This window comes from Caldimonas taiwanensis NBRC 104434 (assembly GCF_001592165.1).
In the GTDB taxonomy this organism is placed as follows: Bacteria; Pseudomonadota; Gammaproteobacteria; order Burkholderiales; family Burkholderiaceae_C; genus Caldimonas; species Caldimonas manganoxidans.
In genome coordinates, this window is sequence record NZ_BCWK01000031.1 from 1 (window position 1) to 15,522 (window position 15,522).

The window sequence follows — 15,522 nt, forward strand, 5'->3', positions numbered from 1 at the left end:
GGTCGTTTTGCAGGGCCGACTCAGTACACCAGCCGATCCGGACGGATGTCACGCAGGATGGTCGTGGCGATCTCCTCGATGGACTTGTGCGTCGAGGACAGCCAGGCGATGCCCTCGCGGCGCATCATGGCTTCGGCTTCGGCCACTTCGTAGCGGCAGTTCTCCAGGCTGGCGTACTTGCTGTTGGGGCGGCGTTCGTTTCGGATCTCGCTCAGCCGCTCTGGGGCGATGGTCAGGCCGAAGCATTTGCTTTTGTGGGGCACCAGACAGGAGGGCAGGGTACGCCGTTCGAAGTCTTCTGGGATCAAGGGATAGTTGGCCGCCTTGATGCCGTGCTGCATGGCCAGGTACAACGAGGTGGGTGTCTTGCCGCTGCGGCTCACTCCGATCAAGATCACGTCGGCCTCGGCCAGGTTGCGGGCCGACTGGCCGTCATCGTGGGCCAGTGAAAAGTTGATGGCTTCGATGCGGTCGTGATACTGCTGGCTGGCGGCCACGTCCGAGAACCGCCCGATGCGGTGGTTGGACTTCATGCCCAATTCGGCCTCCAGTGGCTCGACAAAGGTCGAGAACATGTCCAACACCAGCGCTTGGCTGCCTTGCTTGACGATGGCCAGCACTTCCTCGTTGACCAGGGTGGTGAAGACGATTGGCCGCTTGCCTTCGATTTCAGCCGTGTGATTGATCTCGCGCACCACTTGATGGGCCTTGTCTTCGGTGTCGATGAAGGGACGGCGCACGTGCCGCGGCTGCAGCGAGAACTGCTTCAAGATGGAATTGCCGAAGGTCTCGGCCGTGATGCCGGTGCCATCGGAGATGAAGAAGACGGTACGGTTGGACATGACAAAGGCAGGAGGTACAAACCGGGGCGGGGCCGAAGGGCCGTAAAATATCTGCCAATATCGCTTGCCCGCGCCTCCATGTCCACCCCACCGCACGAACCAGAATCCACAAAGTGGCGGGGCGGGGCCTGTCCTGATTCGTCCAGGCGTGCCGGCAGGGGAGCACCGGTTTCTCAACATCACGGAGCTTTCCCATGTCTTCATCCCATCTGGCGACCGCCTTGGTCGTGCCCTTCGAACAACTGAGGATGACCGATGTCGAGGTGGTCGGCGGCAAGAACGCCTCCCTCGGCGAGATGATCAGCCAGTTGTCGGCCTCAGGGGTGCGCGTGCCCGGCGGCTTTGCGACCACGGCGCATGCGTTCCGCGAGTTTTTGAAGCACGGTGGGTTGGTCGAGCGCATCCATGAGCGTTTGGCCAGTCTGAACACGGATGATGTGCGTGCCCTGGCTCAGGCCGGCACCGAGATTCGTTCGTGGGTGCTGAACACTCCGTTTCCTCCGGCGCTGGAGGCTGCCATCCGCGCCGAATTCGACAAGCTCACGGCCGATGATCCGGGGGCATCGTTCGCCGTGCGATCCTCGGCCACGGCCGAAGACTTGCCCGATGCTTCATTCGCCGGTCAGCAGGAGACCTTCCTCAATGTGGTGGGCATCGACGAGGTGCTGCACAAGATGAAGGAGGTGTTTGCCTCGCTCTATAACGACCGCGCGATCAGCTACCGGGTGCACAAGGGGTTCGCTCACAGTGACGTGGCCTTGTCCGCTGGCGTGCAGCGCATGGTGCGCTCCGACCTCGGTGCGGCTGGCGTGATGTTCACGATCGACACCGAATCGGGGTTCCCGGATGTGGTGTTCATCACGTCGAGCTACGGCCTGGGCGAGACGGTCGTGCAAGGCGCGGTCAACCCCGACGAGTTCTATGTGCACAAGCCCGCGCTGAAGAACGGCAAGTTCCCGATCATCCGCCGCAACTTGGGCTCCAAACTCATCAAGATGGAGTTCGCCTCCGTGGCGGAGAAGCAGGCCAGCGGTAAGCTGGTCAAGACGGTGGACACCGCTGCCGAGCTGCGCAATCGTTATTCTTTGACCGATGAGGATGTCATCGAACTGGCCCGCTATGCCTTGATCATCGAGGAGCATTACGGCCGCCCGATGGACATCGAGTGGGGCAAGGACGGCCAGGACGGGCGCCTCTACATCCTGCAGGCCCGCCCAGAGACGGTGAAGAGCCAAGGCGAAGGCAAGGTCGAGCACCGCTACAAGCTCAAGGGCCAAGGCACGGTGTTGGCCGAAGGCCGTGCGATCGGCCAAAAGATCGGCACCGGCCCGGTGCGCATCGTTCACTCGATCGCCGAGATGGACAAGGTGCAGCCCGGCGACGTGCTCGTCACCGACATGACCGATCCGAACTGGGAGCCGGTGATGAAGCGCGCCAGCGCCATCGTCACCAACCGCGGTGGGCGCACCTGTCATGCGGCCATCATCGCGCGCGAGCTGGGCATCCCGGCCGTGGTGGGCTGCGGCAATGCCACCGAGGTGCTCAAGGATGGCGCCTTGGTCACGGTGGCCTGCTCCGAAGGCGACACCGGCTACATCTACGACGGACTGCTGGAGACCGAAGTCACCGAGGTCGAGCGTGGCGAGATGCCGTATTGTCCGGTCAAGATCATGATGAACGTGGGCAATCCACAGCTTGCCTTCGACTTCGCCCAAATGCCCAATGCCGGCGTGGGGTTGGCGCGGCTGGAGTTCATCATCAACAACAACATCGGCGTGCATCCCAAGGCCATTCTCGACTATCCCAATGTCGATTCCGATCTGAAAAAGGCGGTCGAATCGGTGGCGCGCGGTCATGCCAGTCCGCGGGCCTTTTACGTGGACAAGCTTGCCGAAGGTGTGGCGACGATTGCCGCGGCCTTCTGGCCCAAGCCGGTGATCGTGCGCTTGTCGGACTTCAAGTCCAACGAGTACCGCAAGCTCATTGGGGGCTCGCGCTATGAGCCTGAAGAAGAAAATCCGATGCTCGGTTTCCGTGGGGCCTCGCGCTATGTCAGTGAGGAATTCGCCGAAGCCTTTGCCATGGAGTGCGAGGCCCTCAAGCGTGTGCGCAATGACATGGGGCTGACCAACGTGGAGATCATGGTGCCCTTCGTGCGCACGCTGGCCCAGGCCGAGAAAGTCACCGCCATGCTGGCCGATCAAGGCCTCAAGCGAGGTCACAATGGGCTGCGTTTGATCATGATGTGTGAGGTGCCGAGCAATGCCATCTTGGCCGAGCAATTCCTCGAGTACTTCGATGGCATGTCCATTGGCTCCAATGATTTGACGCAACTCACCTTGGGCCTGGACCGCGACTCGGGCCTGGAGCTGCTTGCGCATGACTTCGACGAACGCGATCCGGCCGTCAAGGCCTTGATTTCGCGGGCGATTGCGGCCTGCCGTGCCCACGGCAAATACATCGGCATTTGCGGCCAGGGGCCCAGCGATCACCCGGATTTCGCGCAGTGGCTGGCGCAAGAGGGCATCGTCTCGATCTCGCTGAACCCGGACACTGTGGTCGACACCTGGAAGCTGCTGGCAGCGCGCACTTGAAGTTTTTTTCGACCCAGGTGTGTTGCACCGCCGCAAGGCGGTCATGCTCGACGGCCCCCAGGGGCCGTTTTTCATGCGGGTTCGGCAGGTCAGGGTAAGCCCTGATCGGACTTACGCGCAAGGCGCGGACCTTGTCAGAAATGCGTAAGCCGCTAGCCAAGAATGAAGGCATCGGGTCATGCACTGCGGTGCTTGCAAGCCATGTTGCTGTTCGTCACCATCGTTCAGACCGTTGCGGCCATCGCATTGTTGTCACTGCTGGGTCAGTGGGTGCTGGGCTTGCTGGCCGGAGCGGGGCGTGAGAGCAATTTGTTCTATCAGCTGCTGGGCGTGTTGACCCGACCTTTTACCCGGCTGACTCGGTTGCTGACGCCGCGCATCGTGCTGGATCGGCACATCCCGCTGGCCACGTTTGCCCTGCTGTTGATGGCCTATGTGGCTTCGACCGTGGCACGCATTGCCATTTGCATCGAGATTGGGGTGCATCTGTGTCGATGAGTTCGAGCGCAATGAAGTCGCTGACCTACCGCTGGTTGCGTTGGCGGGCGCAGGCCATGATCCTGGTGGGGCGCCACGCCGCTGCCTTGGATGTGTTCGACGAGATGTTGCTGCGCTTCCCTGGCGATGCGTACGCGTTGGCCAGCCGGGCGCATCTGCGTGCGCAGTTGGGGCAGCGCGAGGCAGCCCAAGCCGATTACCGCGACTTGCTTGCGGCGCACCCTGAGCATTCGGCAGCCTCCTGGTTTAATTACGGCTATTTGCTGGAAGAAGCGGGCGATCTTGCGCAAGCCGAACAGGCGTTTCGGCGCGCCGTGTCCATGGATCCGCGGCTCGACCGTGCCTGGTACGGGTTGGGCTTGGTGCTGATCAGGACGCGCCGCTTCGATGAGGCTGTCGAGGTCCTCAAGCGCAACACCGAATTGCAGCCCATGAGTCCGTACGGCTGGTACCAGCTCGCACGGGTGCATGTGGATCGTCACGAGCCCGAAGAGGCACGGCGGATCATTCGCCATCTCAAAGGCTTCGAGCCCAAGGTCGCGGCTCAACTGGAGCGCGAAACCGGCTTGTCCGCGTGACACAGGAGGCGCGGTGCCGGATCTTCCGTCGCCGCGTCAAGGGGACAGCCTAGGCTGCAAGCCCGCTTGGGGAGACGGGCGGGGGGGCTGTCGTTTCGCGCGGGTGGGGAGGGTCCCCACGGCGCAACAATGAGGAGACCATCGTCATGCAGTTGACGCGCAAGCACGAGGAGTACTGGCGCAAGAATCTGAGGATCACCAGCATCTTGCTGGCGATCTGGTTCTTCGTCACATTCGTCATTGGGTATTTTGCCCGCGATCTGAGTTTCAACTTCTTTGGTTGGCCATTCAGCTTTTGGGTGGGGGCGCAAGGCGCCCTCATCGTCTATGTGGCCATCATCTGGTACTACGCGCGGTACATGAACCGGCTGGACCAGGAGCATGACGTCGCGGAGGAGGAGTAACACCATGGCGGGATTCACCCCTGCGTCCGGCTCGACCGGCGCGGCTGCCAATGCAGCCTTCAAGAAGCAGCTCAACAAGGTGTACGGCTGGTACACCGGCGGCTTTCTGATCTTCATCATCGTGCTGGGCTTGCTCGAACAAATGGGCCTGCCTGCCAACTGGATCGGTCTGATCTTTCTGCTGGCCACTGTGGCTCTGTATGCCGGCATCGGCATCATGAGTCGCACCACCGATGCGGCCGAGTACTATGTGGCCGGCCGGCGTGTGCCTGCGATCTACAACGGCATGGCCACCGGCGCCGACTGGATGTCGGCCGCCTCGTTCATCGGGATGGCCGGCACACTGTATCTCACGGGCTACGGTGGACTGGCCTTCATCATGGGCTGGACAGGCGGCTACTGCCTGGTGGCGCTGTTCCTGGCACCCTACCTGCGCAAGTTCGGCCAGTTCACGATCCCCGACTTCCTGGGGGCTCGTTATGGTGGCAACCTGGCTCGTTTGATCGGTATCCTCGCGGCGATTCTGTGCTCTTTCACATACGTGGTGGCGCAGATCTATGGCGTGGGTCTGATCACCTCGCGGCTGACCGGCTTGGCCTTCGAGATCGGGATCTTCGTTGGTCTGGGTGGCATCCTGGTGTGCTCCTTCCTGGGGGGGATGCGTGCAGTGACCTGGACCCAAGTGGCCCAGTACATCATCCTGATCATTGCGTACATCATCCCGGTGATCTGGCTGTCGGTCAAGCAGACGGGCGTGCCCATCCCGCAGATCATCTATGGAGCCCAGCTCGAAAAGGTCACGGCCAAGGAGAACGAGCTGCTTAAGGATCCGAAAGAGCTGGAGGTCATCGAGATCTTCAAGAAGCGCGCGGCCGAGGCCGAGGCCAAGCTCAAGGACGTGCCTGCGGCGATGGCCGCCGACCGGGCCGCTGCCGAGCAGAAGATCGCCGATCTGAAGGCCCGCAATGCTCCGCTGGCCGAGATCCAAGCGGCCGAAAAGGCTCTGGCGGCCTTGCCGGCCACCGAAGCCGACGCTCGCAAAGCCTATGCAGCGGCCAAGGCCGCCAACGAGGCGCGTGCCAAGCCCTTGGCAGGCATGCCGCCCCATGCCCAGATCTTTGCAGGCGACCCCAACGGGGATGAAGCGGCCAAAAAGGCCTTCGATACTTCACGCCGCAACTTCCTGGCGCTGATCTTTTGCCTGATGGTGGGCACGGCGGCGCTGCCGCACATTCTGATGCGGTACTACACCACACCGTCGGTGAAAGAGGCGCGTGAGTCGGTGTTCTGGTCGCTGTTCTTCATTTTCCTCTTGTACTTCACGGCACCGGCCCTGGCCGTGCTGGTCAAGTACGAAGTGATGACGGTGTTGGTGGGCACGCCATTTGACAAGCTGCCAAGCTGGATTGCCGCATGGAACCGGGTCGATCCGTCGCTGCTGTCGGTGCAGGACATCAACGGCGATGGCATCTTCCAGCTCGGCGAGATGCGTATCGGTGGGGACATCATCGTGTTGGCCACGCCGGCCATTGCAGGCCTGCCATACGTCATTTCGGGCATGGTGGCCGCAGGCGGTCTGGCGGCGGCTTTGTCCACGGCCGACGGTTTGCTGCTGACGATCGCCAACGCGTTGTCGCATGACCTGTACTACAAGATGATCGACCCGAATGCGCCGACCTCGCGTCGGGTGATGATCTCGAAGACCTTGCTGTTGGTGGTGGCGCTGTTGGCGGCGTATGTGGCTTCGCAGAAGCCGGCCGACATCCTCTTCCTGGTGTCGGCGGCTTTCTCGTTCGCAGCGGCGGCCTTCTTCCCGGCACTGGTGCTTGGGATTTTCTGGAAGCGAGCCTCCAGCATCGGGGCGGTGTGCGGCATGATCGCCGGTCTGGGGCTGACCTTCTATTACATGGCCACCACCCAGCCCTGGCTGCGCAGCGTCTTTGGCGTCACCTCACCGGTGGAGCTGTGGTGGGGCATCCAGCCGATTTCGGCTGGGCTGTTCGGTGTGCCGCTGGGCTTTGCAGTCATCATCCTGGTTAGCCTGTTCACGCCGGCGCCCAAGAAGGAAGTGCAAGAGCTCGTCGAACACGTTCGCTATCCAAACTTGAAGTCGGCCTGATCGAGGATCAGTGGCTTGGGAGCCGTTGCGTGGCTCCCATGTAAAAGGCCCCGCAGCTCCGCGGGGCCTTTTCTTTGATGCGTGCCGTGGGCGCACAATCGTCGAGATGCCTCGTGCGTGGCCGGGCCGCCGGGGACGGCTTTGCGCGGATGGCTTTGCACGGGCCCAGTGCCCCTGCGGTGATGGATGTGCCAGTGCTGGGCTTTTGACGGAAAGGAGCTGCGGGATGTTCGCGGCGTTGGCGGCCCATCCTTGGGCTTACCCCATGCTGGAGGTGGTGCACATCGTGGGTATCGCCTTGTTGCTGGGCAATTTGTTGGCCTTGGAAGTGAGAGTATGGGGCGGGGCGTCTGTGTTGTCGGTGCAGGCTTTGGCGCGACTGTGCATCGGTTTGGCGCTGTTGGGCTTTGCACTGGCGGCTGTCTCGGGCTCGTTGATGTGGGCCACGCAGGCTTCGGAACTCCTGAACAACCGGTTTTTCTTGTCGAAGATGGGCTTGTTGGCTTTGGCAGGTATCAATGCGGCTTGGTTTCACTGTCGAGGCTCGCTGCAGAAATTGGACGCGATGGCCAAGGCGTCGATGCTGCTGTCTAGTGTGCTGTGGATGTGGGTGCTGGTGTGTGGGCGGTGGATTGCCTACGGATGAGGAAAGGAGCGGTCTGATGGAGCGACGGGATGTCCTGTTGGGAATGGCGCTGGTGGCCGGCGGCTGGAGCCGGCCTGGCTGGGCGCATCATGGCTGGAGCGGTTTCGATCAAGATCGGCCGCTGTATGTGGCCGGCCGTGTGGTCGATGCGCGCTGGCGCAATCCGCATGCCGAACTGGTGCTGGAGGTGCCCGAGGGCTTGACGCTTCCTGCGGATTTGGCGCAACGCCCTGTGCCACCCCAGACGGCGCCGGTCGATGTGGCGGGGGTGTTGGCTCGCGCGGTCGTGCCTGCCCGACGTGATGCACGTTGGGAGATTGAGTTGGCCCCGCTGTTTCGTTTGAATCAATGGGGTTTGACGGCAGCGCCTGAACTGGGCGCGCATGTCGAGGTGGTGGGGTACGGGCTCAAGGGGGAACGAGCCGAGGCTTTGTTGCGGGCTGAGTTTCTGTTTCTGAGCGGCAAGGCGTATGGCTTGCGCTCGGCCCCGGCGTGAGGGGGAACATGCCGCTGGCTGCAGGATGGCCAGCGTTGTGGCACCGTAGGTCTTAGCGGTTGGTTTCGCGGTAGATCAACCACTGCGCGTCGTCTTCGAGGCGCCAGGTAAGGACTTTGCGCATTTTGTCGCTGTAATCCAGCGAAGTGTAGGTCTGATGGAAGGCCGTTTCGATGGTGTCGGCGGCCACGGTGCGGGTTTGCACCGGACCGAGCTTCAGACCGATCGGGCCGGGTTTGGTCACGCGCTGGCGTCGTTGCGCGACCCACTCGTCATAGCTCGTCAAGCGGGGTTGAAAGCGGGGCGAGTAGAAGCTCATGTAGCGTGGCAGATCTTTGGCGCGCCAGGCCGCCGCCCAGCCGTCGAGCTGATGCAAGACGGCGGAGACCTTGTCTCGATCCGCCTGCGATGACGCTTTGGCGGGGGCAGGGGCGGGGGCGGGGGCCGCAGCCGCCGGCGGCTGCGGCGCCGGGGTGCCGTGGCTGCTCATCAGTCGGCGGGCCCGTTCGTCGAGCTCCGATCGAGGGGTGACTTCGACTGCCGGAGTGACGATGGGGCAGCGTTGGGCTGCGTCTTCAGCGGCGTTCCAGCCTGCGTCGGGGGCTGCCTCGGCCAGCGGGCGGCTCAGGCCCAAGGCCGGCAGGAGTTCGCCCATGGCGGCATGGGTGCGCAGCCGCGCGATGTCCAGATCGTGGCGGGCGTTGGCATAGGCCCGGCGCGCGGTGTAGAGCTCATTTTCTGCGTTGAGCAGGTCCAGCAAGCTGCGTTGACCGATGTCGAATTGTCGCCGGTAGGCGTCACGCGCTTTTTCGATGGCGGTTTGGTTGGCGTCGAGATACTGGAGTTGGTCGACGAGTTTGCGCGTGTCGTTGTAGGCGATGGCCGCGGTTTGCCAAACGTCGCGGCATACGGCGTCCCGCTGGTCGGCCGCTTGGTCGAGTTGACGCGCGGCTCGTTGCACGCGGGCATGGTCTGCGCCGCCGTTGTAGAGGTTCCAGTTCAGCACGATTTCGCCGACGGTGTCACGCGTTTGTCCGGCCAGGCCTTCGTAGTTGTGTCCGGCGCCGGTGCGCACTCGGGCTTCGACACGGGGCTGGTAGGCGGCTTGTTGGACTGAGGCTTGCGCTCGGGCGGCCCGCAGGCTTTCTACGGCCGCCGAGATGGCAGCGTTGCGACTGAGTGCCGCTTTCAAGACGTCCTGTGCGTTGGCCGGCTGCACGATGCGATCGAGCGTGACGGCCGGTCCGGTGAGGCGTGGCGGGGCGCCCACGATGCGCAGGTAGCGCGCGGTGACGTCATGGAGATTGGACACCTCGGTGTTGAGGTTGGATTCGGCCAGCGCCAGACGGGCCGCTGCTTGTTCGAGATCGACACCTCGGCTGACGCCAGCTTTGAAGCGCGACTGGATCTGATCGAAAAAGGCTTTGTGTTGGACGTAGTTGTCTTCGGCCAGCCGTACCAGTTCACGGTAACGGGCCACGTCGTAGTAAGCACGCAGGGCGTCCAGTGCAATTCGTTCGGTGGTGTCGACCAGCTCGAAGTAACGTACGAGCCGTCCATGCTCGGCGCGGCGTTGGTCGTGATAGCCCGCCAGGCCGTCCCACAGGATTTGGGTGAGGGACAGGCCAACGCCGGTGCGGTCCAAGGTGTCGGTGGCCGGGCTGCGGTTGTCGAAGCGGTCGCGCTCGCGCGCGGCATTGGCAAAGAGGTCCAGGCGCGGGCGGTAGGCCGCGCGAGCGGCATCGCTTTCATGTCCAGCGGCATGGTAAGCGTTGACGCGGGCGGCCACCTCAGGGTTGCTTTCCAGGGCTTGGCGCGCGACGTTTTGCAGCTCGTTGGGAAGGGAGGAAGTTGGCAACGGTTGTGCCGATGCGTGGACTCCGACCAACGAGCACGCCATCAGCAGATGAAGCGAGAAATGTCGCATTAATCTTCAATCCGAAAAAGGAGACGGTGGGTTGGCGGGGGGCAGTCTATCGACGCAGCGATGGATTGGCGCCCCCCTCGCTTGAGGGGATGGTGAGGAATTTTTAACGAATCCCCGAGCTGGTTCGGCGGCGGGCTGTGGATTGTCATGCCCGGCAGGCAGAAGTTTGGGAAATTGCGCACCCTTGGAAGGGATGCTCTGCGGTTTGCCCGCGCGGCCAAAGGTTAGGCTTGCGGGGTCATGTCAGTACCCGCTCTTCAGTCCGGCGTCCTTGGACGGTGTGCCCTTGCTGGGCAGGCCGTATGGCGCGTCCTGGCCGTGGGGGTGGTGGCGGGCTTGATGGCCTGGGCAACGAGTGCGCCGAACGCCCAGCGCATGCTGCAGTCGGCCAAAACCCTGGGACCCGGGGCGCAGCAGGAGGTGGCAGCCCTGCTGGCGATGTTGGAGCGTTTGAATCTGAGCGAGCTGGAGCGAGCGCTGGACGATGTGAACCGGTTTTTCAATCGGCGTGTGGCGTTCAAGGAAGACCGCGAGGTGTGGGCGCAGGCGGATTATTGGGCCAGCCCACTGGAAACCTTGTCCAAAGGTGCCGGTGATTGCGAGGATTTTGCGATTTCCAAGTATTTGACGCTGTTGGCTGCAGGAGTGCCTGCCGAACGTATGCGCTTGGTGTACGTGCGTGCTCGCATCGGTGGGCCTTCGGGGCCGAGTCAGGCGCACATGGTGCTGGCTTACTATGCCCAGCCCCAGGCCGAGCCTTTGATTCTGGACAATTTGATCGATGAGATTCGGCCGGCGTCGCGCCGGTCGGATTTGACCCCGGTGTTCAGTTTCAACACCGAGGGGCTATGGCAAGGGGTGGGGACGGTGCCGGCCGGCGATCCGGTGGCCCGTCTGTCGCGCTGGCGAGAGGTGCTGCTGAAGGCGTCTCAGGAGGGGTTCTTGCCATGAACGCGGGTGCTCGGGGGGAAGATCGATGTCCTTGATTCGGCAGGTGTGGCTGGTGGTGTTGGCCACCGTGGTGCTGGCGTTTGCCGGCAGTTTTGCCGTGACCATCGTGTCGGCACGTCACTATGTGCAGACGCAATTGAGGGTGAAAAACAGTGACAACGCGGCGGCGCTGGCCCTGTCGTTGTCGCAGCAAGGTGGCGATTGGGGCTTGATGGAGCTGCTGGTGGCCGCGCAGTTCGACACCGGGCATTATCAGGAGGTGAGTCTGCACGGTGTGGATGGACGCTCGGTGCAGCGGCAGATGCCCTCGGTGCCGATGTACGCGCCGGCCTGGTTCGTGCGATTGGTGCCTTTGGTCTCCGAACCGGGGGTGGCACAGGTGTCCGACGGCTGGCGCGCCATTGGGACGGTGCGTGTGGTCAGTCATGCTGCCTACGCTTACCGTGACTTGTGGCGTGCCACCTTGCAGGCCGGGGTGTGGTTGGCTGCGGTTGGGGTGTTGGCAGGACTGGCCGGCCATGTGATGGTGGCTGGCATTCGGCGTCCGTTGCGTTCGACGGTGCGGCAGGCGCAGGCCTTGGTCGATGGCCGGTATCTGACCGTGGAAGAACCCAAGGTGCCGGAGCTGCGACGCTTGACGCAGGCGATGAATGCCATGGTGCAGCGGGTACGGCAGGCCTTCGAAGAGCAAGCCCGGCAAGTGGAGGTTTTGCGGCGCCAGGCCAGCTGTGATGCACTGACGGGGCTGTGGCAGCGGCAGCATTTCCTCAGGGCATTGGAGCTGATGTTGGAACGCGACGACGCTGCGCCGTACGGGGCGCTGGTGTTGGTGCGCATGCTCGATTTGGCCGGGCTCAATGCGCGCCTGGGGAGGCGACGGACGGATGAGTTGATCGTGGCCGTGGCCCAAGCCATGCAGGCTTGGGGCCAGGACGTGGCGGATGCGGGCGCAGGCCGTCTGAATGGCTCGGACTTGGCCGTGATGTTGCCCAACCGGCAGGTGCGCAGCGAGGAGATGCAGTCTTGGAGTCAGGCGTTGCGGAGGTTGTGCGAGGCCGCTGGGCAGGGGGCTGCAGTCGCGCTGGCCTGCACGGGCTGGCAACGAGGTCAGACCCTTTCGGAGGTGTTGGTCCGGGCCGATGAGGGGCTGGCGCATGCGGAAGCCAGCGGTCCTTTCGGTTGGCATCTCCAGGTGCACGATGGGCCGTTGGTGATGGTGGGCGGACAAGGCGCTTGGAAACACGCCTTGGACGAGGCCTTGGCCCATCGTCGGGTGCGTTTGGGACGGTTCCCGTTGCGTGATGCCAAGGGCGGCTTGGTGCATTGGGAGTGTCCGTTGCGCTTGCAGTTGGTGGCCTCTGGTCCGTTCGAGCCGGCGGCGTCTTGGTTGCCGCTGGCCTTGCGCACGCTCAGTACGTCGGCCGTGGATTTGTGCGCGGTGGATGAAGCATTGCGTGAGATCAGGTCCGACGGGCGACCCCGAGGGGTCAATGTGGCGGCGGCTTCGTTGCAAGCCCCGGGGTTTGTCGTTGGGTTGCGCGACCGATTGGACGCCGCGGCTGCGGCTGCGCAGTCGTTGTGGCTCGATCTTCCCGAGACGGCGGCATGGCTGCACCCGGAACTGGTGCGGGATTTGGCGCAGCGGCTCAAGGGGACTGGGGTGCGCCTTGGTCTGGAGCACGCGGGCGAGTATCTCGCCCGGATCGAGCGGCTTTATGAGATGGGCTTGGACTTCATCAAGATCGATGCCCGGTTCACCCGGGGAGTGGCGAGCCAACCAGAGCAAGCGCAGTTCGTGCGCAGCACGGTGGTGCTGGCCCATGGTCTGGGCCTGTCGGTCTTTGCTGAAGGGGTGGCGCGGGCCGAGGACCTGGCGGTGTTGTGGGACTGCGGGGTCGATGGGGCGACGGGGCCGGCCGTGGAATCATGACGATTCCGCGGCCGGCTTGGGTCGCCGTCGGCCGCCTGGCTGCGGATCAATCGGTCAACAGCTTGCCTCGGCTGAGCAAGTCCTGAACGATTTGTTGATCGCTGCTGAATCCACTGGTCAGATCGACGCCGGTGAGCTGAATGACTTGATCGACCGCCGAGGCGCTGAAGCCGCCGGCAAATCCTCCGGTGGAGCTGATCGAGACGATGGTGTTGCCGCCCGATGTGCTGAAATGGAGGTAGTCGGCCAAGTTGCCCGCGTGTTCTCCTTGCAGCAAATCACGCAGATCGAGCACGTCGCCGCCGGGGGCATTGTCGAAGTCGGTGATGGTGTCCACCGGCGCCGCGCCGGGTGAGCCGCGATCGGCCAATGTCCAGGCAAAGACATCGGCACCGGCCCCGCCGGTCAGGGTGTCGCTGTTGGCGCCACCCCACAGCCGATCGTTGCCCTCGCCCCCGTCAAGGGTATCGTCGCCGGCACCACCGTCGAGCACGTCATGGCCCTGGCCACCGATCAGGATGTCCGAGCCGATGCCACCGATCAGGATGTCATGACCGGCTCCGCCATCGAGGGTGTCGTCGCCGTCCTCGCCCATCAGGACATCGTCGCCGTCTTGGCCGTCGAGAGTGTCGTTGCCAGCACCTCCCAAGAGCATGTCGTGCCCGGCGCCTCCGCGAAGGATGTCGTTGCCCGTGCCACCTTCGATGCGATCATGTCCGTCCCCGCCATTGAGGATGTCGTTGCCGCCCTCGCCGCGGATCAGATCGTTGCCTCGATCTCCGGAGTAGGTGTTGGCTGAGCCGCTTCCGAGGTAAAGGTCGTCGGCATCCCCCCCGGAGGTCGATGCGCTCGACTGGTAGTTGTTGACCGAGTCACCGGTCGTGCTGGGTGGGTTGTTCTGAGTGGTAGAGCGCAACAGATCGATGGGGTGAATCGACGTGATCCCTGCCGTGTTGGTGACTTGCAGCTCGATCACGCCGTAGTAGTTGGCATTGGTTGCTGTGATGTGCGGGAATTCGGCCACCAGCGCCAGCAGGTTCCAGCTCCCCGGATCGAGGCTGGCAACGCCAGAGGCGCCGACCGTCAAGCTCGAGCTTCCGGAACGCAAGACGGTGCCTTCCGGCAAACCGCTCAGCGTGACGGATTGGATGGCATCTGCACTGCGCAGGTAGATCGGGATCGGAACCGTGCGATTGGCCGCGTTGTTGTTCGATCCAGGGGGATCCACCACGGTGAGGGTTTGTGGGGCGTACACCTGCACGGGGGCATGCACCTGCACGTTGAAGCTGCTGGAGCTGGTGGCGGTGTGGTTGTTTTCAGCCTCTTGCGAGCTGGCCTGCACTTGAACGGTGATCGTTCCTTCGTAACCCACAGGGGGGCGAAGCTTCAGGGCGCTCCAGTTCCAGCCCATGATGTTGATGAGTTGGCCTGCCGTGTCCACCGTGGCGGTGTGGCTGCCGTCGGTCAAGACCGAACCGACCGGCATGCCGCTGAGCTGCACTGCGGTCAGAGATTCGGATCCGTCGGTGTCGGCCAGCTGGACTTGGATGCCACTGAGCGCGATGTATCCATCCGTTGCTCCGACATTCGGCGTGAGCGGATAGTAGCCCCCACTGCCATGACTGATGAAGTTGCCATGGGGCAAGGACAGGGCATCGACCGCATCGATCGAGACGAAGGTGGGCAAGCTGCTGATCGGCGAGACCGACCCGTCATCGTTGCGCACCCCCACCTCCAACGCTCCCGCACCGGTGCTATTGGCCAAATACACCTCGAAGGTGTAGTAGCCGCTGACTGAAGGCGTGAAGGTCCAAGTGCGGGGGCCCCATGAATCATGGTTCTCCGCCGCGTCGGTCGTTCCATTGACCTTCACCAACGTTCCACCGATTTTGAAAACGTAGGTGTCATCGACATAGCCCGAGAAGGTATACGAGCGGCCTCCTTCGAGAAAGATCAGCCCTGTGACACTGACGCCATTGTTGGTGGGCACGCCGGTTTGGGAGTTCGAGTCCCTGGTCTCATCGTAAAGATCAATGGCTGTCACCACGTTGGTCAACGAAGGCGTCATGCCTTGCATGATGCTTGCTAAGTTCGTCGCGGTACGTTCCGTCAGATTGGCGCCGGCTGCAATGACATTGGTGTAGTGCTGCAGAAGCAGTCCATGCCCGGCCGTGGTGTCAGTGCCAGGCGTTGGCGACGCTGGAGTGGGTGCAAAGAAGCTGATGACCGGTGCGTCTGCCACCGCTTCGATCGGTAACGAGGCACTGGCGGCTACCGAGGCATGACCATCGGAGATGGTGTAGCTGAAACTTACTTGCGATCCATCATTGCTCGCCGGCGTGTACGTCCAGGTGCCGTTGCCGTTGTCCACCAGCGTGCCATTGCCCGAGGCGATGGTCAGGCCCGAGGCGACCAAGGCATCGCTGTCGACATCGCTGGCGTTGGCCCGCAGCTCGGCCTGGGTGATGAGGTGCGCGCCGCCGTCTTCGACGATGGGCGTCAGCGTCACCGGCGTGGTGGTCGGCGCATCGTTGACC

At 63.1% G+C, this 15,522-nt stretch carries 12 protein-coding genes; 9 read left to right on the forward strand and 3 right to left on the reverse strand.

Going from position 1 to position 15,522, the window contains the following annotated elements:
- Window positions 1–20: 20 nt before the first annotated feature.
- The gene (gene ppsR / locus CTA01S_RS15270; RefSeq protein WP_019560215.1) at window positions 21–842 is read right to left on the reverse strand and encodes a posphoenolpyruvate synthetase regulatory kinase/phosphorylase PpsR; all 822 of its coding nucleotides are present in this window, start codon (window positions 840–842) and stop codon (window positions 21–23) included.
- Window positions 843–1,036: 194 nt separating this feature from the next.
- On the opposite strand from ppsR, the gene ppsA reads away from it, so the two are divergent.
- The 7 genes from ppsA to CTA01S_RS15305 all read left to right on the forward strand — a co-directional run bounded on the left by ppsA (window position 1,037) and on the right by CTA01S_RS15305 (window position 8,177).
- On the forward strand, window positions 1,037–3,436 hold the full coding sequence (gene ppsA / locus CTA01S_RS15275; RefSeq protein ID WP_019560214.1) for a phosphoenolpyruvate synthase: 2,400 nt from the start codon (window positions 1,037–1,039) through the stop codon (window positions 3,434–3,436).
- Window positions 3,437–3,637: 201 nt separating this feature from the next.
- Entirely contained in the window at window positions 3,638–3,934 is a 297-nt protein-coding gene (locus CTA01S_RS15280; RefSeq protein WP_026330065.1) for a hypothetical protein, read from the forward strand.
- Window positions 3,931–4,512, forward strand: coding sequence for a tetratricopeptide repeat protein (locus tag CTA01S_RS15285; RefSeq protein ID WP_232301095.1), 582 nt, complete (start codon window positions 3,931–3,933; stop codon window positions 4,510–4,512). The genes CTA01S_RS15280 and CTA01S_RS15285 overlap by 4 nt, the downstream gene beginning before the upstream one ends.
- Window positions 4,513–4,658: 146 nt before the next feature.
- Window positions 4,659–4,916: a DUF4212 domain-containing protein gene (locus tag CTA01S_RS15290; RefSeq protein WP_019560210.1), complete on the forward strand. Its 258-nt coding sequence runs from the start codon at window positions 4,659–4,661 to the stop codon at window positions 4,914–4,916.
- 4 nt (window positions 4,917–4,920) lie between these two features.
- The gene (locus CTA01S_RS15295; protein ID WP_062196740.1) at window positions 4,921–7,035 is read left to right on the forward strand and encodes a sodium:solute symporter family protein; all 2,115 of its coding nucleotides are present in this window, start codon (window positions 4,921–4,923) and stop codon (window positions 7,033–7,035) included.
- Window positions 7,036–7,261: 226 nt separating this feature from the next.
- Complete coding sequence (locus CTA01S_RS15300; RefSeq protein ID WP_019560208.1) at window positions 7,262–7,681, forward strand: hypothetical protein; 420 nt, start codon at window positions 7,262–7,264, stop codon at window positions 7,679–7,681.
- A 16-nt stretch (window positions 7,682–7,697) separates the two neighbouring features.
- Window positions 7,698–8,177 carry a DUF6152 family protein gene (locus CTA01S_RS15305; protein WP_019560207.1) on the forward strand — a complete coding sequence of 160 codons (480 nt, stop codon included), beginning with the start codon at window positions 7,698–7,700 and terminating at the stop codon, window positions 8,175–8,177.
- A gap of 52 nt (window positions 8,178–8,229) precedes the next feature.
- Here the strand turns inward: CTA01S_RS15305 and CTA01S_RS15310 are convergent, their stop codons facing one another.
- Window positions 8,230–10,035 (reverse strand): TolC family outer membrane protein, encoded by a 1,806-nt coding sequence (locus CTA01S_RS15310; protein WP_232301096.1) that lies wholly within the window; start codon window positions 10,033–10,035, stop codon window positions 8,230–8,232.
- Window positions 10,036–10,344: 309 nt separating this feature from the next.
- Between CTA01S_RS15310 and CTA01S_RS15315 the strand changes: the two genes are divergently transcribed.
- Both CTA01S_RS15315 and CTA01S_RS15320 read left to right on the forward strand, forming a co-directional pair.
- Window positions 10,345–11,055 carry a transglutaminase-like cysteine peptidase gene (locus CTA01S_RS15315; RefSeq protein WP_062196741.1) on the forward strand — a complete coding sequence of 237 codons (711 nt, stop codon included), beginning with the start codon at window positions 10,345–10,347 and terminating at the stop codon, window positions 11,053–11,055.
- Between the two features lie 25 nt (window positions 11,056–11,080).
- The gene (locus CTA01S_RS15320; protein WP_062196742.1) at window positions 11,081–12,985 is read left to right on the forward strand and encodes a bifunctional diguanylate cyclase/phosphodiesterase; all 1,905 of its coding nucleotides are present in this window, start codon (window positions 11,081–11,083) and stop codon (window positions 12,983–12,985) included.
- A 46-nt stretch (window positions 12,986–13,031) separates the two neighbouring features.
- Here CTA01S_RS15320 and CTA01S_RS15325 read toward each other — a convergent pair.
- Window positions 13,032–15,522: cadherin-like domain-containing protein (locus tag CTA01S_RS15325; RefSeq protein WP_157451396.1), on the reverse strand; the 2,491-nt coding region annotated here is incomplete at its 5' end.